The 23768-nt window shown below is 66.2% G+C and carries 20 protein-coding genes; 11 read left to right on the top strand and 9 right to left on the bottom strand.

What is annotated here, in order from left to right; genetic code table 11:
* Nucleotides 1-461: 461 nt before the first annotated feature.
* Both RH858_RS07755 and RH858_RS07750 read right to left on the bottom strand, forming a co-directional pair.
* Nucleotides 462-1145 carry a DUF5828 family protein gene (locus tag RH858_RS07755; RefSeq protein ID WP_259534638.1) on the bottom strand — a complete coding sequence of 228 codons (684 nt, stop codon included), beginning with the start codon at nt 1143-1145 and terminating at the stop codon, nt 462-464.
* A gap of 101 nt (nt 1146-1246) precedes the next feature.
* Entirely contained in the window at nt 1247-1708 is a 462-nt protein-coding gene (locus RH858_RS07750) for a DUF1440 domain-containing protein (RefSeq protein ID WP_259534637.1), read from the bottom strand.
* A gap of 154 nt (nt 1709-1862) precedes the next feature.
* Between RH858_RS07750 and RH858_RS07745 the strand changes: the two genes are divergently transcribed.
* Nucleotides 1863-4061, top strand: a complete 2199-nt coding sequence (locus RH858_RS07745) for an ATP-dependent DNA helicase (protein WP_259534636.1) — start codon at nt 1863-1865, stop codon at nt 4059-4061.
* 114 nt (nt 4062-4175) lie between these two features.
* Nucleotides 4176-5090 (top strand): malate dehydrogenase, encoded by a 915-nt coding sequence (gene mdh, locus RH858_RS07740; protein ID WP_310561497.1) that lies wholly within the window; start codon nt 4176-4178, stop codon nt 5088-5090.
* Nucleotides 5091-5132: 42 nt separating this feature from the next.
* On the opposite strand, the gene RH858_RS07735 is transcribed toward mdh, so the two are convergent.
* The gene (locus tag RH858_RS07735; RefSeq protein ID WP_310561496.1) at nt 5133-6920 is read right to left on the bottom strand and encodes an excinuclease ABC subunit C; all 1788 of its coding nucleotides are present in this window, start codon (nt 6918-6920) and stop codon (nt 5133-5135) included.
* 115 nt (nt 6921-7035) lie between these two features.
* On the opposite strand from RH858_RS07735, the gene RH858_RS07730 reads away from it, so the two are divergent.
* The gene (locus RH858_RS07730) at nt 7036-8046 is read left to right on the top strand and encodes a hypothetical protein (RefSeq protein ID WP_310561495.1); all 1011 of its coding nucleotides are present in this window, start codon (nt 7036-7038) and stop codon (nt 8044-8046) included.
* A 30-nt stretch (nt 8047-8076) separates the two neighbouring features.
* Here RH858_RS07730 and RH858_RS07725 read toward each other — a convergent pair whose 3' ends face one another.
* On the bottom strand, nt 8077-10074 hold the full coding sequence (locus tag RH858_RS07725) for a DUF460 domain-containing protein (RefSeq protein WP_259534632.1): 1998 nt from the start codon (nt 10072-10074) through the stop codon (nt 8077-8079).
* 130 nt (nt 10075-10204) lie between these two features.
* On the opposite strand from RH858_RS07725, the gene RH858_RS07720 reads away from it, so the two are divergent.
* Nucleotides 10205-10942: a DUF502 domain-containing protein gene (locus RH858_RS07720; RefSeq protein ID WP_259534630.1), complete on the top strand. Its 738-nt coding sequence runs from the start codon at nt 10205-10207 to the stop codon at nt 10940-10942.
* Nucleotides 10943-10967: 25 nt separating this feature from the next.
* Here RH858_RS07720 and RH858_RS07715 read toward each other — a convergent pair whose 3' ends face one another.
* Nucleotides 10968-11348 carry a CopG family ribbon-helix-helix protein gene (locus tag RH858_RS07715; RefSeq protein ID WP_259534629.1) on the bottom strand — a complete coding sequence of 127 codons (381 nt, stop codon included), beginning with the start codon at nt 11346-11348 and terminating at the stop codon, nt 10968-10970.
* 131 nt (nt 11349-11479) lie between these two features.
* Between RH858_RS07715 and RH858_RS07710 the strand changes: the two genes are divergently transcribed.
* Entirely contained in the window at nt 11480-12199 is a 720-nt protein-coding gene (locus RH858_RS07710) for a hypothetical protein (RefSeq protein ID WP_310561494.1), read from the top strand.
* Here RH858_RS07710 and RH858_RS07705 read toward each other — a convergent pair.
* Entirely contained in the window at nt 12196-13125 is a 930-nt protein-coding gene (locus RH858_RS07705; RefSeq protein WP_259534627.1) for a branched-chain amino acid transaminase, read from the bottom strand. The two genes, RH858_RS07710 and RH858_RS07705, sit on opposite strands and share 4 nt — an antisense overlap.
* Before the next feature lie 129 nt (nt 13126-13254).
* Here RH858_RS07705 and mutS point away from each other — a divergent pair, with 129 nt between their 5' ends.
* The 3 genes from mutS to hcp all read left to right on the top strand — a co-directional run bounded on the left by mutS (nt 13255) and on the right by hcp (nt 18144).
* Nucleotides 13255-16056 (top strand): DNA mismatch repair protein MutS, encoded by a 2802-nt coding sequence (mutS, locus tag RH858_RS07700; protein WP_310561493.1) that lies wholly within the window; start codon nt 13255-13257, stop codon nt 16054-16056.
* Nucleotides 16053-16712: a helix-turn-helix domain-containing protein gene (locus RH858_RS07695; protein ID WP_310561492.1), complete on the top strand. Its 660-nt coding sequence runs from the start codon at nt 16053-16055 to the stop codon at nt 16710-16712. Before mutS ends, RH858_RS07695 begins: the two co-directional genes overlap by 4 nt.
* A gap of 118 nt (nt 16713-16830) precedes the next feature.
* Nucleotides 16831-18144 (top strand): hydroxylamine reductase, encoded by a 1314-nt coding sequence (gene hcp, locus RH858_RS07690; protein WP_259534623.1) that lies wholly within the window; start codon nt 16831-16833, stop codon nt 18142-18144.
* A gap of 220 nt (nt 18145-18364) precedes the next feature.
* Here the strand turns inward: hcp and ftsY are convergent, their stop codons facing one another.
* The 3 genes from ftsY to rpl18a are packed head-to-tail and all read right to left on the bottom strand — an operon-like array spanning nt 18365 to nt 20110.
* On the bottom strand, nt 18365-19471 hold the full coding sequence (ftsY, locus tag RH858_RS07685) for a signal recognition particle-docking protein FtsY (protein ID WP_259534621.1): 1107 nt from the start codon (nt 19469-19471) through the stop codon (nt 18365-18367).
* Nucleotides 19472-19475: 4 nt separating this feature from the next.
* Entirely contained in the window at nt 19476-19934 is a 459-nt protein-coding gene (gene pfdA, locus RH858_RS07680; protein ID WP_259534620.1) for a prefoldin subunit alpha, read from the bottom strand.
* The gene (rpl18a, locus tag RH858_RS07675) at nt 19934-20110 is read right to left on the bottom strand and encodes a 50S ribosomal protein L18Ae (RefSeq protein ID WP_259534619.1); all 177 of its coding nucleotides are present in this window, start codon (nt 20108-20110) and stop codon (nt 19934-19936) included. The genes pfdA and rpl18a overlap by 1 nt, the downstream gene beginning before the upstream one ends.
* A 102-nt stretch (nt 20111-20212) precedes the next feature.
* Here rpl18a and RH858_RS07670 point away from each other — a divergent pair, with 102 nt between their 5' ends.
* The 3 genes from RH858_RS07670 to RH858_RS07660 all read left to right on the top strand — a co-directional run bounded on the left by RH858_RS07670 (nt 20213) and on the right by RH858_RS07660 (nt 23758).
* Nucleotides 20213-21202: a tyrosine--tRNA ligase gene (locus RH858_RS07670; RefSeq protein WP_259534617.1), complete on the top strand. Its 990-nt coding sequence runs from the start codon at nt 20213-20215 to the stop codon at nt 21200-21202.
* 67 nt (nt 21203-21269) lie between these two features.
* Entirely contained in the window at nt 21270-22502 is a 1233-nt protein-coding gene (locus RH858_RS07665; RefSeq protein ID WP_310561491.1) for a digeranylgeranylglycerophospholipid reductase, read from the top strand.
* A 101-nt stretch (nt 22503-22603) separates the two neighbouring features.
* Nucleotides 22604-23758 (top strand): thiamine ABC transporter substrate-binding protein, encoded by a 1155-nt coding sequence (locus RH858_RS07660; RefSeq protein ID WP_310561490.1) that lies wholly within the window; start codon nt 22604-22606, stop codon nt 23756-23758.
* Nucleotides 23759-23768 lie beyond the last annotated feature (10 nt).

Here is a 23768-nt window from a genome sequence, read left to right as displayed (position 1 = left end):
CATAGTAGTGCTGGGAGGCCAAATGTGTCTCCCAGTACGGGCCGGCGTAATGCGGCCCCGGACAGACCGTCCCGGCGATGAACCGAAACTCGGGGACGATGTCGTTGTCCCTCCGAGGCGGGGTACCCCGCCCGCGAAACACCCGCGTTCGAGTCCACCGAGAATTAAAGCGGTGTGAGCCAGCCCCTCCACGTTGGAGAGTGGGCTTCCATACCCCAGTACCTCGGCGGGAGACAAACCCCCGCTCGGGAGTACCCGCCCGTGGAATAGAGTAATTCCACACGGGGAACTGCTGGCGTGTAGCCCGCCTACGAGTTGCCGAATTGTGGGCCGAAACCCCTCGCGGGAGAAAGTCCATGACTTTAGTCGTGGGTACATTACACCCTACCGCTCGGAAGACAGTCCCTTGAGTGTTGACCCGCGAAAAAAACAGCGAGCGTTCGACGGGCATGTCCGAACCGCTAGTTCGTGGTCGGCTCCGGCTCCTCGGACTCCTCGGGCGGTTCGACGCCTTCGACCGCCTCGGCGACCGACGTCTCCTTTTCGGTGGCGACGTGCCACCGATCGATTTCGGTTTCGTACTCCGAGAGCTTCTCGCTCACCTCGTCTTTGAGCTCGTCGTCGTTGACGTTCACCTCGAAGACGAACTTCTCGCCGTTCCCGCGGGTGGTCCGCTGGATGTTCGCCGAGACGAGTTCGTTATCGAAGTAGTACGGTGCAAGCTGCGTCATCACCTTCTGATACACCGTGTCCTCGACGGTCCGGATCGCCTTCCGGCCGGCGGAGTCGGCCGCACGGGCGACGTAGTCGATCGACTCGCTCCAGCGCTCGATCGCCCCCTGGTCGTCACCCTCCTCGACCCGTTCGTACGACTCCGAGAGCTTCTCGCCGGCGGTCTGGATGTCTTCCCCGGCCGCCTTCCCGGCCTTTTCCCCTTCCCCCTCGTCGATGGAGGCCTGCTCTGCGGTCTTTTCGCTTACGTCCTCCCGGAGCCGCTCGTGGACCTTGGGGCGCCACTCGTCCCACTCCTCGAACGCCTGTCCGTCGCAACCGTTCTCCCGGAGTGCGCGGGTGATCCGCTCGCCGTGTTCGACGACTTCGCCCCAGTCGCCGGTCACTTTGAACCCCGAGATGCTCTCTTCCATGTTAGCCCGCCTAGGTACTCCGGAGGTATTAACGTCACCGATGCGTCAGACAACCGTCATCGGAACGATCCGCCAAAAAAATGGACCCGAACGGCAGGGCGTCACTCACGCAGTGCCGCGTAAACGCCGCCCAGCAATGCGCCGTAGGCGACGTGACCCACGAGGCTCTGGAAGTTCAGGTTCGGGAACGGCGGCTCCGCGGGAGTCACCGCACCGACCCAGATCGGCATCACGATCACGGCCAGCACCGCCCACAGGACGATCCCGTAGACCACGCCCGCCCCGACGCTCGATCCGGTGCTTGCTGCGATCGTTGGCTTCGCCTCCGCAATCGCCGCGAACACCACGCCCAGCACCGCCGAGTGACTCATGTGAATGAACCATCCCGCCAGCCCGCCCGAGAGCCCGTACATGCCGGGGATCGCTCCCTCCATCACGGCCGGCATCATCATCGACATCATCGCTCCGAAGACGACGCCGCCGACGAGGCCGCCGACGACTCCGGTTTTCCACGTGCTGTAATCGGTACTCGTTCCGGTCGCAGTCGCTGTTTCCGTTGCCATGGGTACGAAGACATCCTGAAGGTGAAAAGCGGTATCTCGGCGGGGCAGATCCACCACACGCGGGAGATAGTTTTAAATATTAAGTCGGTCGAAGGGCATCTGATCCCCCGTTTCGCCCGTACGTTTTACTTGGGTGAGGAGAGACTCTCCAGTAGTGACAGCGCCGGAATACCTGCGGTTCTTCCCGTACGAGGATCCCTATCCCAACCAGCGGGAGGCGATGGACCGGATCGCCAACGCGTTGGCCCGCGGCCAGGACGTCCTCTTCGAGGGAGCGCCCGGAACCGGCAAGACCCTGTCGGCGCTGGTTCCGGCTCTCGAGCACGCCCGCGAGGAGGACCGGACGGTCGTCATCACGACGAACGTCCACCAGCAGATGCGACAGTTCGTCGAGGACGCCCGCGCGATCACAGCCACGGAGCCGATACGGGCGGTCGTATTCAAAGGGAAGTCGTCGATGTGTCACATCGACGTCGACTACCAGGAGTGCCAGACCCTCCGGGACACGACCCGGTCGCTCGTCGACGCCGAACGCGACCGGAGCGAGCTCGCCGCCCGCCAGCGGGAGCTGCTCGATCGGGCCCAGGACGGGGACGCGGCGGCCGCGGAGGCGCGCGAGGACGTCGTCGAGGGGATCGACTCGCTGGACGACCGCGTCGAGTCGCTACAGGAGGGGAACACCTGCGAGTACTACTACGACAATCTCACCGCCGACACCGACGAGTTCTTCGCGTGGCTGTTCGACGACGTGCGCCGCCCCGAAGAGATCTACGAGTACGCCGACGAGCGCGGGCTCTGTGGGTACGAACTCCTGAAGGAAGGGATGGAGGAGGTCGATCTGGTCGTCTGTAACTACCACCACCTGCTGGATCCGACGATCCGCGAGCAGTTCTTCCGGTGGCTCGGCCGCGACCCCGAGGAGGTGATCGCAGTGTTCGACGAGGCGCACAACGTCGAGTCGGCCGCCCGGGATTACGCCACCCGGACACTCACCGAGAACACTCTCGCCAGTGCGCTGGAGGAGCTCGATGAGCTGGAGGACGATCCGCGGGCGGACGCGGCCCGGAACGTCCTCTCGGCGTTCCACGACGCACTGGTCGAGACATACGAGGAGGAACTGGGGTTCGGCGACCGCGAACGGATCGGCGACCACTGGGAGGACGTTCCGATCGCCAACGACGACCGCGCCGACGAGCTCACGCTGTCGTTTCTCGACCGCTACGAGGGACGCGGCATCGACGCAGAGCTACAACTCGCCGTCCAGGTCGGCAAACGACTCGACGAGGAGTACGCGGAGTCGTACAAAAGCGGGGACGCGACCACCCGAAAGGAATCCGGGACGCTCCAGGCGGCGACGTTCGTCTCGGCGTGGATGGACGAGCGCTCCGAGCTGGGCCAGTACCCCCTCGTCGGCGTGCGCCGGGACGCGGGCACCGACGAGGTGTACGGCCGCGCGGAGCTTTACACCTGCATCCCGCGGCAGGTGACCGGCGGGCTCTTCGAGGAGGTCGCCGCCTCCGTGTTGCTGTCGGCGACGCTGCGCCCGTTCGGCGTGACGAGCGACGTGCTCGGCCTGGAGAACCCGGCGACGATGTCGTTCGGGCTGGCGTATCCCGAAAAGAACCGGCGAACTTACGCCGTCGAGACGCCGCCGCTGTTCTCCTCGGCCCGCGACGACCCCGAGACACAGGAGACGATCGCCGAAACCCTCCGGGACGCGATCCGGTTTACCCCCGGAAACACCCTGTTGTTTTTCCCCTCCTACAGGGAGGCAACCAGGTACTACGAACTGCTGGGCGGGGGCGACGGGATCGGGCAGTACGCGGGCGGGGATCTGGGAGATCTCCGACTCGACGAGGCGGGAACGCCGACAGAACAGCTCCGGCAGGAGTTCGTCGAAAACGGCGACGCCGCCCTGTTTACCTCCCTGTGGGGAACGCTCACCGAGGGGGTGAGCTTCGACGACAGCGACGCCCGAACGGTCGTAGTGGTCGGGGTTCCGTATCCCCAGCTGTCCGAGCGGATGGAGGCCGTCCAGGACGCCTACGACAACGCGTACGCCGACGCGGCCGTCGACGACCCCGGCTGGCGCTACGCCGTCGAGATCCCGACGATCCGAAAGACCCGACAGGCGATCGGGCGGGTGATCCGATCGCCGGCCGACTTCGGCGTCCGGGTACTGATCGACAAACGGTACACCGACGCCGACATGGGGAAGTACTCCGTGCGCGGGACGTTCCCACCCGAGGAACGGGAAGAACTGCTCGACCTCCAGCCGGGGAAGCTCAAGTTCGCGATGCTGAACTTCTACGCCGACCACGACGCCTACGACGGGGAGCCACCGCAGCCGTGACCGACGCTGAAAACACGATTTTTCGACACATGTCGATTCACTTTTCGGCGTCTGAGGATCTCTCGCGTCGTATCCGAAACGATTACCTGCCACCCCGGTGCCGTTTTACGTGGTATGACGAAAGTTAGCATCATCGGAGCCGCCGGAACCGTCGGAGCCGCCGCGGGATACAACCTCGCGCTGCGGGACGTCGCCGACGAGCTCGTGTTCGTCGACATCCCGGACAAGGAGCCGGAGACAGTCGGCCAGGCCGCCGACACGAACCACGGGATCGCCTACGATTCCAACACGCGCGTCCGACAGGGGGACTATTCGGACACCGCCGGCTCGGACGTCGTCGTCATCACCGCGGGCATCCCGCGCCAGCCCGGCCAGACCCGCATCGACCTCGCGGGCGACAACGCGCCGATCATGGAGGACATCGGCTCCTCGCTCGCCGAGCACAACGACGACTTCGTCACCGTCACGACGTCGAACCCGGTGGACCTGCTCAACCGACATCTCTACGAGACGGGCGACCGCGACCGTCATGCCGTGATCGGCTTCGGCGGTCGCCTCGACTCCGCTCGCTTCCGGTACGTGCTCGGCGAGCGGTTCGATGCACCCGTGAGAAACGTCGAGGCGACGATCCTCGGCGAACACGGCGACGCGCAGGTGCCGGTCTTCTCGAAGGTGCGAGTGAACGGTCGCGACCCCGCGTTCGACGCCGACGAGAAAGAAGAGATCCTCGCGGACCTCCAGGAGTCTGCGATGGACGTCATCGAACGCAAGGGCGCCACGCAGTGGGGGCCCGCAACCGGCGTCGCACATACCGTCGAGGCGATTCTGGAAGACACCGGCGAGGTGCTGCCGTGCTCGATGGTGCTCGACGGCGAGTTCGGCTACGAGGACACCGCCTTCGGCGTCCCGGCGAAGTTGGGTGCCGGCGGCGTCGAGGAGGTCATCGAGTGGGAGCTCGACGACTACGAGCGGGAGCTGATGGACGAGGCCGCCGAGAAGCTCTCGGATCAGTACGCCGAGATCGCCTGAAACGGACCGCTGAGGACGGTTTCTCTGCAGTTCCTTCGGGCATCACAGCCGTTCTTCGATCGCGTCGGCCGTCCGGTCGCCGACGCCGGGGACGTCGAGCAGATCGTCCCGGGAGGCTGCACGCACGTTCTCGACGCTGCCGAATCGGCGCAACAGCCGCTTTCTGCGCTCCGGGCCGACCCCCGGCACTCCGTCGAGTGCGGTAGAGACGTCGTCCCGGAGCGTCTGATGATACTGCACCGCAAACCGGTGGGCCTCGTCTCGCACGCGTTGGAGCACGTGCAGGTGGGGAGCGTCGTCGGGCCAGTCGTAGGTTCTCTCGGGGGTGATTACGAGTTCGGACTCCTTGGCGAGCGCGATCGCCGGGACCTCCCAGCCGGTCGCCTCGAGGGCGTCGAGGGCGGCGCCGAGCTGGCCGTCGCCGCCGTCGATCAAAAGGAGGTCCGGATCCGACCGGTCGTCGCGCCCCTCGAGCGCCCGGGTCGCCCGCCAGGAAACCAGCTCGCGCATGTTGGCGTAGTCGTCGTTGCGGTCCGAGAGCCGCTTCCGTCTGTAGCCCGACTTCTCTGCGCTCCCGTCGACGAACCGGACGTTCGAGCCGACGGCGGCACGACCCCCGGCGTGGCTCACGTCGAACCCCTCGATCCGTTCGGGGCGGTCGATTCCGAGCGCGTCCGCCAGAATACCGAGCTCGTCGCCGCGTTCGGGGCCTTTTCTGGCGTTTTTCAAGGCGAGATCGATCAGCTTCGCCTCCCGACCGGCGCCCGGGACCCTGACCGCGACGCCGGCGGCCTCCAGCCACTCCCGGACCTCGGAATCCGACGGTCGCTCCGGAAGCAACACGGCGTCGGGGAGCTCCCGCTCGGCGTAATACTGGGTCAGAAACGCCGCAAGCACGTCCGCGCTCCGGCTCGCCTCCGGCGGGTCCCCGTCGGTGGTCGCTCCCGCTTCCGCTCCCTCCGACGACTCGGGGACGTCCAGCCGGTGACGTGACCGGTCGACGAGCTGGCCGCGATCGCTGTGGAGCCGGGCGACCGTCGCGGTCGTTCCCTCGAGGGCGACTCCCAGCACGTCGACGTGCTGTTCCCCGGCGTCCGTTCCCGACTGGACGGCCTCGCCCCCGCCGCCGTGGAACGCCTCGACGACGGAGAGCCGATCCCGGAGGTGGGCGGCGCGCTCGAAGGCCGCCTCCTGGGCGGCGGCGTCCATCTCCCGGCGGATCGGGTCCGCGAGAACGCCGGCCTCCCCCTCGAAAAACCGCACAGCGCTCTCGACGTCCTCCCGATAGGACGCAGCGTCGATCTCTCCGGTACACGGCGCGGAACACAGCCCCATCTCGTAGTCGAGACACGGTCGGTCCCGCCCCCGGTACTTGTGGTCCGAGCAGCCGCGCAGGCCGTACGTCTCTCGGATCGCCTTCACGACAGTCTCGACGTCACCCTTGTCGGTGAACGGACCGAAGACGGTCGCGGAATCCGCGGGATCGCGGGTGATCTCGATCCGGGGGATGGGGTGGTCGGTGAACTGAACCAGCGGGTAGGACTTGTCGTCCTTCAGGCGGACGTTGTACCGCGGGGCGTGACGCTTTATGAGGTTCGCCTCGAGCAACAGCGCCTGGGTCTCTGTGTCTGTGACGGCAAAGTCGATCGCGTCGGCGGACTCGACCATCCGGCGGACCCGCCGGCTTCGGGGATCGGCGTAGGAGGCGACCCGATCCCGGAGGTCGACTGCCTTGCCCACGTACAGGACGGCGTCGCCCGCCTGGAACTGGTAGACCCCCGGCTCCCGCGGAAGCTCCCCGGCCCGATCCCGAACCCCGGCCGCGTCCATCGGGGGCGAGTAGACGCCGGAGGCGTTTGAACGCTACGAGAGGCCACCGACGGATCGAGTGCGGTCCTTCGCTGCGAGTCGACTTTTATAGGTGCACGCGACGAATCGCTCTCACATGTCCCACGTTACCGAGTCCCTCCGGGACGCGTTTGCCGCTACAAAACGCCTGCTGTTGCCCCGTTCGCTGCGCCGGTGGTTCGCCCTCGCTGTGGCCGCGTTCTTCGTCGGCGGCACCACGGGGTTCGACCTCAACTACAACGTCGGCACCGGAGGGGTCGATCTCCCGGGGCCGATCGTCGGCCCCGGTGGGCTCCTCCCCGCGCTCGGGACCCCGGAATTCGTCGTCGTAGGGACAGTGATTCTGGTCGGCGGGCTGGTGTCGTTGTATCTCGGGGCACTGTTCGAGTTTGTCTTCGTCGAGCAACTCCGGACTGCAGACGCCCGGCTGTGGAGCCGGATCGCCCAGGCCGCCTCGCCGGGAGTCTCGCTTTTCGCCTTCCGGCTGGTCGTCGGCCTGTTCGCACTCGCCAGCGCGCTGTTCGTGGCGCTTTTGCCCGCCGCGTTCGGGACCGCCGGCGTCCTGCTCCTGCTTGTGTTCCTCCCGGCACTGTTCGTCGTCGGCGTCGTCCTCTGGCTCGCCAACCGGCTCACGACCGACTTCGTCGTCCCCGTGATGATCGCGAGCGACAGTGGACTCGTCGACGCCTGGAAGGAGTTCTGGCCGGAACTCCGGGGGGAACTCCGCGAATACGGGCTGTACCTGCTCGCGAGGATCGTGCTCGGCTTGCTCGCTGGCGTGGTCCTCGCTGTGGGCTATCTTGCGGTCGCCATCCTCGTTGGGATCCCCCTGCTCGTGGTGTTCCTGCTGGTCGGGTTCGTGCTGTTCGAAGTACTCGCGGTCCAGGTCGTCGAACTGCTCGCGTTCGGGTTCTTTTCAGTGGGCGTGCTGGCGATCGTGGTCGTCGGAACCGTTCTCGTGGCGGTGCCCGTGCAGACGTATCTGCGCTACTACGCGCTGTTCGTGCTCGGCGGCGTGAGCCCGCAGTACGATCTCGTGAGGGAGATTCGGAGCCATCTCGAGGAGACACAAAACGAAACCGAGGACGGCTCCGGACCCGAACGCTAAGCTTCGGAAGACGATTTCGGGAACCGAAACCTAGGGGCCACCGTTTTCCGCGCGGTGTTCGCTGATGAGCCGGTCGACCATCTCCGCCTTCTGCCGTCGTCGCCGGTCGGTCGCCCGCTCGTGCCAGTCGTCGATCGCATCTTCGACGTCCCGCTCGCGGGCGACCGCCAGCTCGTCGACCTCCTGGATCGTCACGTCGTCGGCGGGCGCGACGGGGATCTCCCGGTCGAAAAGGATCGCGTCGGCGATCTCCGAGAGCCCGCCCTCCTTGAGGACGACACGCGGCTCCGTCTCCGCGAGCAGCTCCGCAGTCGTCCGGCCCGCACCCGACGCGTCCCGGAGGTAGACGACGTCGTCGGGCACCAGCCCGTACTCGGATTTGACGCGGTCGATCTCGCCTTTGGTGAACTGGTCGAGCACCTTCACCGACACCAGCCCGCGCCCCTCGGCGACGTCGGAGAAGTCGTCGTGGTCCAGTTTCCACAGCGTCTTGACCCGATCGAGCTTCCGATCGAGCTCCTCGACCTCCTCGCGGGCCTCGTCGCGTTCGCGTTCGAGCCGCTCGGCCTTCCGCTCGAGCCGGGTGACCTCCCGGTGGCGCCGCGCCTCCCGACGCTCCTTTCGGCGCGCCGACGAGAGCTTCTCTTCGTACTCCTCGATCGTCTCGTCTTTTTCATCGAGCTGTTCCCTGAGGTCCTCGACGTGGTCCTCGAGACGCTCGACCTGGCGCTCGAGCCGGCGGATCTCCCGTTGTTCTTCCGTGAGCTCGGGTTCCTGTGGCGCGTCCGACTCCGCGTCGGCGTCGTCGTCCGCTTCGAGCATGTCCTCCAGGACGATCTCGACGCTCGTCTCCTCGGCGAGTACGCGGGCGATCACCTCGTCCGTGTCGACGCGGGCGGGAACCTTCCGCGAGATGCGCTCGAACTGTGCTTCGTGGGCGTCGAAGGCGAACAGCGCCGCCGCGAGGGCGTCCCGCTCGTGGTCGTTGTCGTAGGCGGCCTCCCGGGTGCGGTGGAGCTTCTCGTCGATCGGGAGGTCGGAGTCGGGCGTCCAGCCGGCGGCGTCGAACGACCGGCGGAACTTCTCGACCGTCTCGGGCATCGGCGTCACGTCGGCCGCGACCAGCGCCGGGCGACCGCGTTCGACGATCCACTCCGTGACCGTCGCCGCGTCGGCGGTCCGGGAGGAGTACACCGAAAGCGGCTCCCCGTTCAGGTCGACGATCGCCGCCGCCGTGGTCGTCCCGGGATCGATACCGACGATCACCCGATCCCGGCGCTTGACGAGCGGTTCGTACTCGATACCGTCGCGGCGCTCGCGCTCGATCTCGACGCGGGTGTCTCCCGACCGCGAGCGGGACACCGGGATCTCCTCGGGGGGCGCCTCGACGGTGAAGATCGCGTTCGAGAAACCGCCGTATTTTTCGGTCACCTCCCGGGTGAACTCCAGGCCGGCGTCCTCGAGTTCGGACTCGACCTCCCGGGCCCGTTTTTTGACGCTGCCGTGGATCCGCCGGGTGTACCGGTCCTCGCTCCAGCCCCCTTTGCCCGTCGAGCGACCGCGGGCGACCTTGACGGTGGTGGTGTCGGTGAAGGCGGTCACCTCGTGGCCGACGTTTCCGGCCGCGAGGCGGGCGGCGGCCTCCGCCTCCTCCATCGGCTGTTTGCCGTACGGGACCCCGTAGCGGTCGGCGACCCGCGAAAGCGGTTCCGGGCGCTGGGCGCCGGTCACCTGTACCAGCTTCGTCCCCGCCGGCAGCGACTGGAGGAACTGAACCAGCGCGTCCTTGTCTTCGGCGAGTTCGTAGGCGTTGTCTGTGGCGATCCGGGTGGGCTCGTGCTGATCGATGAGGCGGCAGAGCTTCCGGAACGAAACAACGTCGCGGTCCAGCCGCTCTTCGCGTTCCCCGTCGACCTCGCGTTCCTCGAGGACGACGAGCGCATAGGAGGGTGCATCCCCCCGGATGTCGCCGCTTTGCACGTCGACGCCGAACACCGGCCCATCGAGTGCCGTCGGCCGCACAGTCACGGCCATCCGTAGGCGATCCGGCGGTATATACTCCACGCCGACGGTTCGACGCCGCGGGAAGCGACCGCCGGACGTGCCGACGTGTCGTCTCTCGAAAGTACCTTATGCCGGGGCAACCGAAACTGGGGTGATGTCCACCTGGAAGCGCGACTTCGCGAGCGGCCTGATTCTGCTGGTTCCGCTGCTCGTTGTGCTCGTGGTGCTCAGGTGGATCTACAGATACGTCGCGTCGGTCCCCCTCATCGGGACGATCGAACTGGTCGACCTCGGCGTTCCGGCGAGCCTCGTCCCGATTGCGCGGACCGTCATCGCACTCACAGTGTTCACGACCGTCGTCCTCGCGGCGGGGTACTTCATGCGAACCACGCTCGGTCGCGTCGCCGAGGAGCAGATCGACGACTTCATGAACCGGCTGCCCGCTCTGCGAGTGGTCTACAACGCCTCGAAGCTGGCCGTGGAAACCGCCCTCTCGGGAACGGAGGACCTCCAGGCGCCGGTGTACCTCGAAACCTGGGCCGGCATCCGGATGACCGCCTTCAAAACCGGAAAACGGACCCGCGACGGAAAGGTCGTGCTGTTCATGCCGACCGCCCCGAACATCACCTCCGGATTCGTGATCGAAGTAGAGCCCGAACGGATCGACCACACCGGCGAGACCACCGAGGAAGCGCTCACCCGGATCCTCTCTGCGGGTTTCGCGGAGTCGCCACACCAGATCCCCGTCGAAGACGAGGAGGACGCCCTCGACGAGTCGACCGACGGATCAACTCAGACCAGGATCGATGTCGGGCAGCGGGACGATCTGGGTCGTGACGCCACCGACGGCAACAGAAGCGAAACGCGATCCGGAGAGCCGGGCGACCGGTAGCCAACCGAAAGCGAACCCGGAGAACTCAAAGCATCATCGTTCGGACGCGCCGAACGCCGTCGAAGTTCTTGAGTCGATAGACCAGTTCCCTGATCCGGGCGGCGTCGCCGTCGACGAACAGCGTCTCCAGACACCAGTCTCCCTGGTGGGCGTGACTGATGGAAATGATGGCGTCATCGTACTCGTGCTGGAGGTCGTACATCCGGTCGACGGCGGCGTGGTGGTCGTAGTCGGTGACAATCGCGCCGGTGACTCGTCCGTCTGCAGCCTCCAGCGTGTGGTGCCGCTGGACGTATTCGGACATCGCCTGCCGAATCGCCCGAGACCGGGAGTCGATCCCCTCCGACTGCCAGGTTTCATCGAACTCCGCGAGAAGGTCCTCGGGAACCGTCAGACTGGTACGCATGTCCGAGGGCTGGGTCCCGGAGGAGGATATACTGTTCGCCATCGCGGTTCGGCGCCGGGACCGTCGGATAATACGGGATCGGCAATCGCGTAGTAACAACCCATTTCACCAGTCGCCGGTGATCAACAGACGTGGACGTAGAGCTCGTCGTCGGCGTCGTCGCACTCGGGGTAATACACGGCGTGTTGCCGGATCACGGCTGGCCGATCGCCGCGGCCTACGCACTCGATCGCCCGCGCAAGTGGATCAGCGGGACGATCGCCGGGATGGTCCTCGGCGTCGGCCACCTGATAAGCAGCGTGGCGCTCGTGGTCGCGTACTTTTCGGTGAGCCGGTTCGCCGCGTTCGCGGAGGGGCCGTACATGAAACCGCTCGCCGGTGCGATGCTGATCCTGCTGGGGATCCACGAATACGTGAGCGGGGGACACGGCCACCACGACCACGATCACGATCACGATCACGACCACGATCACGACGAGAACGACGAACCCGGGCTGCTCGGCCGGATCCGTGCTCGACTCCCCGGCGGAAACGGCAGCCACGACCACTTCGACGAGAGCCACGCGGAAGGGGGCCTTCGAACCCTCGGGATGACCGCCCTCCTGTTGGGGTTCGCCCACGAGGAGCCGCTCCAGATCCTCGCGATCTGTGCGGGGACCGAGTTCTGTCTCGAGTTGATGCTGGTCTACTCGGTTGCGGTGATCCTGGCGATCCTCGCGCCGACGCTGCTTTTGATCGCGGGGTATCAGACCCACCGCGAGCGCATCGAGCAGTACACGCCGTATCTGCCGACGTTGACTGCGGTCGTCCTGATACTCGTCGGGCTCGCGTTCGTGTTCGGCGTGTTCTAGACGTAGGTGAACCAGTCGTCGTGGGCGTCGGTCTTCCGCTCGACGAGTTCGAAGAACGCCTGCTGGATCTCCTCGGTGACGGGTCCCCGGGTGCCGCCGCCGATCTCGACGTTGTCAACCTTCCGGATCGGGGTGACCTCCGCGGCGGAGCCGGTGAAGAACAGTTCGTCTGCGGTGTATAGCTGTCCCCGGGAGATGACCGCCTCGTCGTGGACCGCGTAGCCGCGCTCCTCGGCGAGCGTGATCACCGTGTCGCGGGTGATCCCCTCGAGGATGCTCTGGGCCGGGCCAGTGGTGTAGATCTCGCCGTCGTTCACCATAAAGAGGTTCTCTCCGGGACCCTCGGCGACGTTGCCCTCCTTGTTGAGCACGATTGCCTCGACGTAGCCGTTCCGCCGAGCCTCCTCGCCGGCGAGCATCGAGTTGACGTACAGCCCGGTCGTCTTCACGTTCGTCGGAATCTGCGAGGAGGCGTGCTTTCGCCAGGAGGAGACCATCACGTCGACGCCGTTTTCGAGCGCCTCCTCGCCGAGATACGCCCCCCACGGCCAGGCGGCGATCGCGACGTCGGTGGGACAGTCGCCCGGCGAGACGCCAAGCGAGTGGTAGCCGTAGTACGCGATCGGCCGGATGTAACAGCTCTCGAGCCCCTCTCGACGGAGGAGTTCAAGCGTCGCGTCCGTCAACTCCTCGTGAGTGTGACCGATGTCGAGTTCGTACGGCTTCGCGGAGTCGTAGAGACGATCGAGATGTTCGTCCCACCGGAATATCGCCGGGCCGTTTTCGGTGTCGTAACAGCGAACCCCTTCGAACACGCCCGTCCCGTAGTGGAGCGCGTGGGTGAGAACGTGGGTCGTGGCGTCCTCCCAGTCCACGAACTCTCCGTTCAGCCAAATCGTGTCGACGTCCATCTCGTGGAAAGCCATGTCAGTGGGGTCGACGTGGCGGGGCATAAATGTGGGAGATGGGGACAGCTCCCGACGGCGAGGCAGGTCGAGGGGAAGCGCCACGGCAGACCCACAGCGTTTTACCGCCCGCCCGCCCGACAAACGGGTATGACTGACGGGATCGTCGGCGAGTTCCTCTCGCTGAAAGAGGAGACCGACGCGGACCTGCTGGCGATGCAGTGTGGCGACTTCTACGAGTTCTTCGCCGAGGACGCCGAACTCGTCGGTCGGGAGCTCGACTTGAAGGTCTCCCAGAAGTCCTCCCACGGGTCGTCGTACCCGATGGCGGGCGTTCCACTGTCGGAGCTTTCGCCGTACCTGAAGGCGCTGGTCGAGAAGGGGTACCGCGTCGCCGTCGCCGACCAGTACGACACCGACGGCGGCGGCCACGCCCGGGAGATCACGAAAGTCGTCACCCCCGGGACGTTTCTCGGCACCCACGACGCGGACGCGCAGTATCTCGCCGCGGTCGTCGCCGACCGCGATGGCACAGCCTCCGGCGACCACGACGACGGGACGGACACGGCGTACGGGCTCGCGTTCGCGGACGTGACGACTGGTCGGTTCACCGCGACCGCCGTCGAGGATCGGGACGCCGCCCGCGCGGAGCTGCACCGGTTCGCCCCGGCGGAGGTGATTCCCGGGCCGTCGGTGCGGACCGACGAGCCGATGCTGTCGGCGATCCGGGAGGAGACCGACGCGACGCTGTCGCTGCCGGACGCCGAGCTGTTCGCGACGGGACGGGCCCGACACGCCGTCCGCGAGCAGTTCGGGGCGTCGACACCCGAGACGGTGGGGCTCGACGCCGAGCTCGCAATCCGGGCGGCCGGCGCCGTCGTCGGCTACACGGAGGCGACCGGCGCCGGTGTGACCGCCGCGATGACCCGGCTCCAGGCCTACGAGTCCGGCGACCACGTCGCACTGGACGCGACCACCCAGCGCAACCTGGAACTCACCGAGACGATGCAGGGGGGCCGGGAGGGATCGCTGTTCGCGACGCTGGATCACACGGTGACGACCCCCGGTCGCCGGCTGCTCCGGGAGTGGCTCACCCGCCCCCGACGTGATCGGGCGGAGATCGACCGCCGACTCGACGCCCTGGAGGCGTTCGCCTCGGCAGCGCTCGCGCGGGATCGGGTCCGGGACGTCCTCGGCGAGGCTGGCGACCTGGAGCGGCTCGGCTCCCGGACGGCAAACGGGAGCGCCGACGCCCGCGATCTGCTTTCGGTTCGGGACACGCTCGCGGTTCCCGACCGGCTGCTCGAGGCGATCGACGGCACCGAACTCGAGGGGTCGCCGATCGCCGAGACGCTTCACGGGCTCGATCTCGAAACCGTCCGCGGAACGCGGGAAGAGCTCGCCTCGGCGCTCGCGGAAGACCCTCCAGACTCGGTCAGGCAGGGCGGGCTGTTCCAGCGTGGGTACGACGAGGAACTCGACGAAATCATCGACCGTCACGAGGAGGTCCGCGAGTGGCTCGACGGGCTGGCCGACCGGGAGCGGGAACGCCACGGACTCTCGCACGTCACCGTCGATCGGAACAAGACGGACGGCTACTACATCCAGGTCGGCAAGTCCGTCGCCGATCAGGTGCCGGCGCACTACCGCGAGGTGAAGACGCTGAAGAACTCCAAGCGGTTCACCACCGACGAGCTGGAAGAGCGGGAGCGGGAGGTGCTCCGCCTGGAGGAGGCCCGCGGCGAACTGGAACACGAGCTGTTCTGCGAGCTCCGGGAACGCGTCGCCGACCGGGCGGAGCTGCTGCAGGACGTCGGCCGGGCGCTTGCGAGGGTTGACGTCCTCGCCGCGCTCGCGGAACACGCCGCCGTCAACGGCTGGACGCGCCCGACCGTCACCGACGGCGACGAGCTGTCGATCGAGGCGGGCCGACACCCCGTCGTCGAGCAGTCAACCGAGTTCGTCCCGAACGACCTCGCGATGGACGACCGCCGGCGGTTCCTTTTGGTTACCGGACCGAACATGAGCGGGAAGTCGACGTTCATGCGCCAGGCCGCGTTGATCGCGCTGCTCGCGCAGGCGGGCAGCTTCGTCCCCGCCCGCGAGGCGACCGTCGGTGTCGTCGACGGCATCTACACCCGCGTCGGGGCGCTCGACGAACTCGCGGAGGGTAGATCGACGTTCATGGTGGAGATGCAGGAACTGTCGAACATTCTCCACTCGGCGACCGAAGACTCCCTCGTGATACTCGACGAAGTCGGCCGCGGGACCGCCACCTACGACGGGATTTCGATCGCCTGGGCGGCCACCGAGTACCTCCACAACGAGGTGGGCGCGAAGACGCTGTTTGCGACCCACTACCACGAGCTGACGACGCTCGCCGAGCATCTCCCCCGAGTCGAGAACGTCCACGTCGCCGCCGAGGAGCGCGACGGCGACGTGACGTTCCTCCGGACGATCCGGGAGGGCCCCACGGATCGCTCCTACGGCATCCACGTGGCCGACCTCGCTGGAGTTCCGGAGCCGGTCGTCTCCCGGGCCGACGAGGTGCTCGGGCGGCTCCGCGAGGAGAAGGCCATCGAGGCGCGCGGCTCCGGTGGCGGGGATGTGGAGGCCGGCGACGGGGCCGGCGAGGGGGGTGGCGAACCGGTCCAGGCGGTGTTCGACCTCTCGTCGGGGTCGTTCAGGTCGGCAAACGGCGACGCCCAACGAACCGACGACAGCGACGCCCAACGAACCGACGACAGCGACGCCCAACGAACCGACGACAGCGACGCCCAACGAACCGACGAGGTGCTCGAGGAACTGAAAGCAACGGACGTCAACGAAACTCCGCCGGTCGAATTGATGGCGAAAGTCCAGCAGTGGCAAGAACGGATCGTCGACCGGGAGGACGGCTCCGGGGCTACCGCCGCCCGTGGCGAAGAGCCCGGAGAGGCCCCAGAGCGATGAGCAGGGCACGGATCGTGCTGGACATGCCCGAGGGAGTGTGGGTCTCGGAAGTGACGGCGCAACATCCGGACGCGACGGTGTGTGTGCTTTCGGCCGTCCCCGCGGAGGATTCAGGAATCGCCCTGATCACCGTCTATGCCGACGAGCCGGACGAAATCGTCCCGGCAATCGAGTCCCATCCAGGCATCCTCGAAGCGGAACCCGTCCACGAGTCGACGGGACAGGTGACTGTCCAGATCGAAACCAGGACGCCGATGCTCGTGCTCTCGGCCCAGACGTCCGGGGTGTTGATCGACTTCCCGGTGCGGATCAGCGACGGACAGGTCACCCTGGAGGTGAGCGGCGCCGCCGACCGGCTGTCCGCGTTGTTCGGGGAGTTCGACGGCGCCGGCGTCGAGTACCAGGTCGAGTACATCCGCGACGACCCTCGCCCGGAAGAACTACTCACGGAGACGCAACGGGATCTGCTTTTGACCGCGGTCGGACGCGGCTACTACGATACGCCACGACAGTGTTCGTTGACGGAGCTCGCCGAGGAGGTCGGTCTGGCGAAGTCGACCTGCAGCGAGACGCTCCAGCGGGCGGAAGGGGCCGTGATCGAGGCGTTCGTCGAGGAACTCACCGGACCGGTCGGGCTACAGTCGGACGTCCGGTGAGTGTGTGGCTCCGTCGCACGGGGTTTTTGTACCCGGGCCGAACGCGTTCGGGAACCGGTCTCCGACGGTAGGAATCTCGGACGGCGTTTTGATGTCGACACCCTTCCCTTCGAATACGATGTTCTGTAATCAGTGCGAGCAGACGCCCGACGGCGGCTGTACGACACGCGGCGTGTGTGGCAAAGAGCCCGACATCCAGGGGATCCAGGATCTGACTGTCTACGGTCTCAAGGGTGTCTCGGCGTACGCCACCCACGCCCGCCGGCTGGGCTACCGTGATCCGGAGGTCGACGCCGCAGTCCACGAGGCGCTGTACTCGACGCTGACGAACGTGAACTTCGACCCCGAGGAGACGCTCGAACAGGCGCTGGAGGTCGGCGAGGCGGCCGTCTCCGCGATGGAACTGCTCGACGAAGCGCACACGAACGAACTCGGCGTCCCCGAACCCACTGAAGTTCCTCAGAACGGCGTCGAGGGCAACGCGATTTTGGTCACGGGTCACGATCTCCACGACCTCAAGCAGTTGCTCGAACAGTCGGACGGCGAGGGTGTGTCCGTGTACACCCACTCGGAGATGCTGCCCGCTCACGCGTACCCGGAGCTTGCGAAGTACGACCACCTGAAGGGGAACGTCGGCGGCGCCTGGCACGACCAGCGCACCCTGTTCGTCGACTTCCCGGGCGCGATCGTCGGAACGAGCAACTGTGTCCAGCCCACCCGCGAGGCGTACGAGGACCGCTTTTTCACCACCGGCGTCGCCGGGCTCGAGGAGGCCGTCTCGATCGAGGACGGCGACTTCTCCCCCGTGATCGAGAAAGCGAAGTCGCTGCCGGCGGTCGACTGGGAGCCGACCGGCACAGTGACGACGGGCTTCCACCACCAGCCGGTCCTGGAGCTGGCCGACGAGATCATCGACGCGATCGAGGCGGGCAAACTGCGGCACGTCTTCGTCGTCGCGGGGTGTGACGCCCCCACCCCCGGTCGTGACTACTACCGCGAGCTCGTGAAGTCGATCCCCGAAGACTGCATCGTGATGACGACCTCCTGCGGGAAGTTCCGGTTCAACGACCTCGAGTTCGGGACGGTCCCGGGGACGGAGATCCCGCGGTTCCTCGATCAGGGGCAGTGTAACAACTCCTATTCGACGGTGCGGATCGCCACTGCCCTCGCGGAGGAACTCGACTGCGGCGTCAACGACCTCCCGGTGAGCATCGTGCTGTCGTGGTTCGAGCAGAAGGCGGTCGCGGTGCTTTTGGGGCTGCTGTCGCTGGGCGTCGAGGATATCCGGCTGGGCCCGTCGATCCCGGAGTTCCTCACGCCGGAGCTGGTGGAGGCGCTGAACGCCGAGTACGGCCTCCAGCCGATCGGCGAGCCGCAGGCGGACCTCCAGGAGATGCTCGGTGGACAGGTCGCGCCCGGTGCCGCGGACTGAACCGGTTTAAAAGGAAGAGCGCCTTCGGCTCCCGGTGAAACGCCTCGGGGTCAAGCCCCGAGGCTTCCCGTGGTAGGCCCCTGGTCTGTTTTCGATCGAACCGTCGGGTGTCCCGTGTCATAATGATTATTCTCGGCCGTAACCGGACGATCGACCCACCGGGTGGCCGATCGACCCACCGGATGGCCGATCGACCGGTAAATCGCTACAATAATCAGTATCAGTCGCCGAGCAGCCGGTCGACGAGCTCCCCGGGATCGAATCGCTCGAGGTCGTCGTACCCCTGGCCGGTGCCCAGAAAGAGGATCGGCTTGCCGGTGACGTACGCGATCGAGATCGCCGCCCCGCCCGAGGAGTCGGCGTCGGCTTTCGTGAGGATCGCCCCGTCGATCTCGGCGGCCTCGTTGAACTGTTTCGCACGCTGGACCGCGTCCTGTCCGGCGACCGCCTCGTCGACGAACAGCGTCAGGTCCGGATCGACGACCCGATCGATCTTCTCCAGCTGGGCCATCAGGTCGTCGCTGGTGTGGAGCCGCCCCGCCGTATCGCCCAACACGACGTCGACGTCGTGGGCCTTCGCGTACTCCACGCCGTCGTAGATGACCGCGGCGGGGTCGCCCCCCTGTTCGTGGCTGATCAGCTTCCGGCCGAGTCGGTCGGCGTGTTCGGAGATCTGCTCGTTGGCGCCCGCCCGGTAGGTGTCGCCGTTTGCAAGCACCGACGAGTAGCCCCGATCCGCGAGCCACTCCGACAGTTTGGCGATGCTGGTGGTCTTGCCGACGCCGTTGACGCCGGTAAAGACGATTACCACCGGCGACTCGGTCCCCTCGATTCGGGACTCGAAGTCGAACTGGCCGACGGAGATCACGTCGAGCAGGGCGTCCTGCAGCGCCGATTCGACGAGCTCTCCGGTGGTTTCGACCTGCTTTCGGGTCTCCCCGAGCATGTTCTCGCGGACGTTCTCGAGGATCCGTTCCGCGACGCTCATCTCGACGTCGCTTTCCAGAAGCGCCATTTCCAGCTCCCACAGCGGCTCCTCGAGGTCCTCCTCCTCGATGATGATCCGGCCGGTCGCGAACGCCTTCGCTCGGGCGAACGTGCCGGGGCCGTCCTCCTCGGCAGGTTCGTCGGCCGATCCCTCGGCAGATTCCACCGACGTTTCGTCTTCGGATGCTGCAGCGTCGACCGCAGCTTCCGGTTCGGCTTCCTCTTCGACTTCCGGTTCGGCTTCCTCTTCGACTTCCGGTTCGGCTTCCTCTTCGACTTCGGCCGAGTCTTCGACGTCCTCGCGGAACCCGTTCAGCTTCTCTTTGAGTCCGTCGAACACGGCTCTACTCGTCCTCGTCTTCCTGCATCTGCTGCATCTGCTGCATCTGCTGTTGCTGCATCTGCTGTTGCATCTGCTGGGCCTGCGTTTCGAGTCGTTCGCTCTCGCTTTCGAGTTCGCTGATCTGCTCGCGGACCTCCTCGATCTGGTCGTCGAGCGACTCCTTTTTCAGCTCCAGGGCGTCCGCGGCGTCCTCCTGGTCCTGTTCGAGCGCGTAGTCCGCGCCGATCTTGACGATGATCTCGTCGATGTCCTGGATCTCCGCCCGGACGTACGCGCCGCCGCCGAGGGGGACCTGCACCGTCGCGTCGGTCTCGAGCAGCTCGATCGCCTCCATCGCGTCGTCGATGTCGGCTTTCTCCCCGTTGATCTCCTCGATCTCCCCTTCGAGCTCCTCGATCTCCTCTTCGATCATCTGGAGCTCCTGGGAGAGCTGCTGGAGCTGCTGTTGTCCGCCACCCATCATTGTGCAGCCACCTCCTCGATTTCGACCTGCGTGCGCTTGAGCCCGTGCTCGCTGCCGAACTGCGAGAACACGTGTTCGCGGGCGACCGACTCGTTTTCGGCGTCGATCGTTCGTTCGAACGGCTGTTTGTCTTCTCTCGTCTGGAACCGACCGCTCACGACGAATTGAGCCATGTCACGGAATCCGGGAGCGAGCGGGAAGTATCTTCCTAATAAGGACGGTCGGGTGCCGCCGGCATCCAGAAGTCATATCCCGCCGCCCGCGGATTCGGGAGTATGGACGCCTACGAGCTGCTCACCCGGAACGCCGACGAGGTGATCACCGAAGACGAGGTCGAAGCGCTGGCCGCGGATCCGGACGGAGCGCGGGCGTACGTCGGGTACGAGCCGTCCGGCGTCCTCCATCTGGGACATATGCTGACGGCCAACAAGCTGATCGACCTCCAGGAGGTCGGGATGGAAGTCGTGGTGCTGCTCGCGGACGTTCACGCCTATCTCAACGGGAAGGGTACCTTCGAGGAGATCCGCGAGACCGCACAGCGGATGCGCCAGCAGTTTCTCGCGTACGGCCTCGACCCCGACGAGACGGAGTTCGTCTACGGATCCGAGTTCCAGCTCGACGAAGAGTACGTGCTGGACCTCCACGAACTCGAGCTGTCGACGACGCTCAACCGCGCCCAGCGGGCGATGGCCGAGCTGCAAAGCGGCGAGACTGCAAAAGTGAGCCACGTGGTGTACCCGCTGATGCAGGCGCTGGACATCGAGTACCTGGATCTCGATCTGGCGGTCGGCGGTATGGACCAGCGGAAGGTCCACATGCTCCACCGCGAGGAGATCGAGGACCTGGGTTACGAGGCGCGACCCTGTCTGCACACGCCGATCATCGCCGACCTCGGTACTGGCGTCGGGAAGATGTCCTCCTCGACCGGCGTGACGATCTCGATGGAGGACACCCGCGAGGAGATCGAACAGAAGGTAAACGACGCCTTCTGCCCGCCCACCCGCGACCCCGATCCCGACGAGGACGGCAACGAGCGTGAAAACCCTGTCCTCGAACTGTTCCAGTACCACGTGTTCCCCCGGTTCGAGACGGTCGTCGTCGAGCGGCCCGAAAAGTACGGCGGCGACCTCACCTACGAGGCGTACGAGGCGCTCGCGACGCACCTCGAGTCCGGCGAGCTCCACCCCGCCGACGCGAAGGGCGCTCTCGCGGAGTATCTCGACCGGCTGATCGAACCCGGACGCGAGAAGCTGACTGTCGGGTGACACGATCGGAACGGTTCCCCGTCTGTTTTCCCCGGGTTATTTTACGATCCTCACGTACTCACGCCTCATGCACGACGGGTACGACGTCGTAATCGCCGGGGCTGGTCCCGCCGGCACACAGTGTGCGCGCGACCTCGCGAACCGGGGTTTCGACGTCGTCGTTCTGGAAGCCGAACCGGAGGATGGGTTCCCGCGACAGAGCAACAAGTCAACTGGGGGAACGTTCCCCTCGATGTTGACCGCGTTCGGGATCCCCGATGACGTGGTGATGCAGTTCACGGACACCGTCGTCATCGAATCCCCGAACGAACACTTCGTTCAAGAGCAAACGGGTGCGGTGCTGGAGTTCGCCGACTTCAAGCGGTTCCTCGTCGAGGACGGCCGGGACGCCGGCGCCGAGTACCGGTTCGACGCCCGAGTGTCCAACCCGGTCGTGGAGGACGGCGAGATCGTCGGCGTCGAGTACAACGGCACCGAAACGGTGTACGGCGACATCGTGATCGACGCAACCGGCCCGTCGGCTCCGCTTGCGAAGGCGCTGGGTGTGAGCGACCTGCAGAGAGACCACCAGGCAATCGGCATCGAGTACGAACTCGAAGGCGTCCACCTCGAGCACGAGGGCTACGCTGACCTCCACGACGCGATGATGCTCCGCCTGGATCACGAGTACGCCCCCGGCGGCTACTCGTGGATCTTCCACACCGGCGAGGACACCGCCAAGGTCGGCGTCTGTTACATCCAAAACGAGAGCTACCAGCGGTACGCCGACGAACGCCGCACCGTCGACGGCTACCTCCAGCACTGGATCGACACCGACCCCCGCTTTGCGGACGCCGAACCCATCGAGGGGAAACAGCACCGGGGCTCGGCACACATCCAGCCGCCTGGAAAACTGAGCACGGATAACTTCATGGCGATCGGCGACACGGTCCCGTCGATCGACCCGCTGTGGGGCGAGGGGATCCACAAGGGGATGCGTTCGGCGCGGGCGGCCGCGATGACAGTCGATCACTGTCTCACCCCAGAGGAACGGGACACCTCCGCGGAGAACATCGCCCTGTACGAGGAACTCTGGCACCGCGAGGTCGCCCCCCGGATGGACGCCCGCCTGTTGATGACCGAACTGATGTACTTCGCCCCCAACGAACGGTACGACACTCTCCTTCGAGATCTCGGCGAGCTGGAACCCGACACGCTCGCGCGAGCCAACAAAGGGGACAAACGCGCGATCGCGAAGCTGCTGCACCTCCGGGACGTTCCCCTACTGGCGTCGTTCGCCAGGAACCGTCTCGGGAACTGAGGACGGATCCGACCGGCCAGACAGATCCCCTCTCCGTGCGGCCGCATCCGGACGCTTCACTCCCGCCGAGCTTAAGTACAACCGGGTGAAACCACTCAGTGATGACCAGAAACGGCGCAGGACACATCACCGACCCATCGACCCGCCGGCGGTTTCTCGCGACGGCCGGCGCGGCCGGCGCGTCGGCGCTTCTGGCCGGCTGTTCGGCCGAACAGACGAACGGCGACGAGACGCCGACCGATCCCGGTGACGGCACCGAGACGGAACCGGGTGCGACCGCCGGGTCGGACGGGCCTGACACGCTCGTGGTCGGCACCTACGACTCGTTCGTCGACGCGCCGAGCACGAGCCCCGGAGCGTGGATCAAGGAGACGTTCGAGTCGGAGTTCGACGCGACGCTGGTCTGGCAGACGCCGCCGAACGACGTGAACTACTACATCGAACGGGCCGAGGCCGGCGTAGAGACGGACGCGGACGTTTACGTCGGGCTGAACGCCGACGATCTGGTCCGGATCGACGACGCGGTCTCGGAGCCGCTGTTCGACGATCCGGGCGAACTCACCCGGCGCGATCGGGTCCGCGACGGGCTGGAGTTCGACCCCGAGGGGCGGGCGGTCCCGTACGACACCGGCTACATCAGCCTGGTGTACGACTCCACGGAGACAGAGGCTCCGGAGACGTTCGAGGGCCTGCTCGAAGAGGACCACCGCGGCGAGTTGATCGCCCAGAACCCGGGCCAGTCGACGACCGGACGGGCGTTCCTGTTGCATACGATCCACCGCTACGGCGACGACTACCTCGACTTCTGGGCGGACCTCCAGGAGAACGACGTCCGGGTGCTCGGTTCGTGGAACGACGCGTACTCGGCGTGGATGGGCGGGGAAGCGCCGATGGTAGTTTCCTACTCCACCGACCAGGTGTTCGCCAGCCAGGAGGGGGCCGACCTCGATGAACACCAGATCAGGTTCCTCGACGGCGAGGGGTACGCCAACCCCGAGGGGATGGCCCGCTTTACCGACGCCAACGCCCCCGACCTCGCCCAGGAGTTCCTCGCGTTCATGCTTCGGGCCGACGTCCAGGGGGAGATCGCCCAGCGGAACGTCCAGTTCCCGGCGACCGACGACGCCGAGCTTCCCGAAGAGTACTCCCAGTACGCTCACGAACCCCCGACGGCGGTGACGTTCGGCTACGACGAACTCGCCGAGGGGCTCGAGGGGTGGATCTCCGAGTGGGAGCGTCAGTTCGCGGGCAACTGATTTGTCGGTC

Source organism: Halalkaliarchaeum sp. AArc-GB, from assembly GCF_031432225.1.
Classification (GTDB): Archaea; Halobacteriota; Halobacteria; order Halobacteriales; family Haloferacaceae; genus Halalkaliarchaeum.
The sequence above is the reverse complement of the archived record's forward strand: the minus strand, read 5'-3'. Positions and strand labels throughout refer to the sequence as shown.

Coding starts and splice junctions, on each gene's coding strand:
- RH858_RS07755 (WP_259534638.1), bottom strand. CDS start 1,145: ATGGAAGAGAGCATCTCGGGGTTCAAAGTGACCGGCGACTGGGGCGAA.
- RH858_RS07750 (WP_259534637.1), bottom strand. CDS start 1,708: ATGGCAACGGAAACAGCGACTGCGACCGGAACGAGTACCGATTACAGC.
- mdh (WP_310561497.1), top strand. CDS start 4,176: ATGACGAAAGTTAGCATCATCGGAGCCGCCGGAACCGTCGGAGCCGCC.
- RH858_RS07735 (WP_310561496.1), bottom strand. CDS start 6,920: ATGGACGCGGCCGGGGTTCGGGATCGGGCCGGGGAGCTTCCGCGGGAG.
- RH858_RS07730 (WP_310561495.1), top strand. CDS start 7,036: ATGTCCCACGTTACCGAGTCCCTCCGGGACGCGTTTGCCGCTACAAAA.
- RH858_RS07720 (WP_259534630.1), top strand. CDS start 10,205: ATGTCCACCTGGAAGCGCGACTTCGCGAGCGGCCTGATTCTGCTGGTT.
- RH858_RS07715 (WP_259534629.1), bottom strand. CDS start 11,348: ATGCGTACCAGTCTGACGGTTCCCGAGGACCTTCTCGCGGAGTTCGAT.
- RH858_RS07705 (WP_259534627.1), bottom strand. CDS start 13,125: ATGGCTTTCCACGAGATGGACGTCGACACGATTTGGCTGAACGGAGAG.
- mutS (WP_310561493.1), top strand. CDS start 13,255: ATGACTGACGGGATCGTCGGCGAGTTCCTCTCGCTGAAAGAGGAGACC.
- RH858_RS07695 (WP_310561492.1), top strand. CDS start 16,053: ATGAGCAGGGCACGGATCGTGCTGGACATGCCCGAGGGAGTGTGGGTC.
- hcp (WP_259534623.1), top strand. CDS start 16,831: ATGTTCTGTAATCAGTGCGAGCAGACGCCCGACGGCGGCTGTACGACA.
- pfdA (WP_259534620.1), bottom strand. CDS start 19,934: ATGGGTGGCGGACAACAGCAGCTCCAGCAGCTCTCCCAGGAGCTCCAG.
- rpl18a (WP_259534619.1), bottom strand. CDS start 20,110: ATGGCTCAATTCGTCGTGAGCGGTCGGTTCCAGACGAGAGAAGACAAA.
- RH858_RS07670 (WP_259534617.1), top strand. CDS start 20,213: ATGGACGCCTACGAGCTGCTCACCCGGAACGCCGACGAGGTGATCACC.
- RH858_RS07665 (WP_310561491.1), top strand. CDS start 21,270: ATGCACGACGGGTACGACGTCGTAATCGCCGGGGCTGGTCCCGCCGGC.
- RH858_RS07660 (WP_310561490.1), top strand. CDS start 22,604: ATGACCAGAAACGGCGCAGGACACATCACCGACCCATCGACCCGCCGG.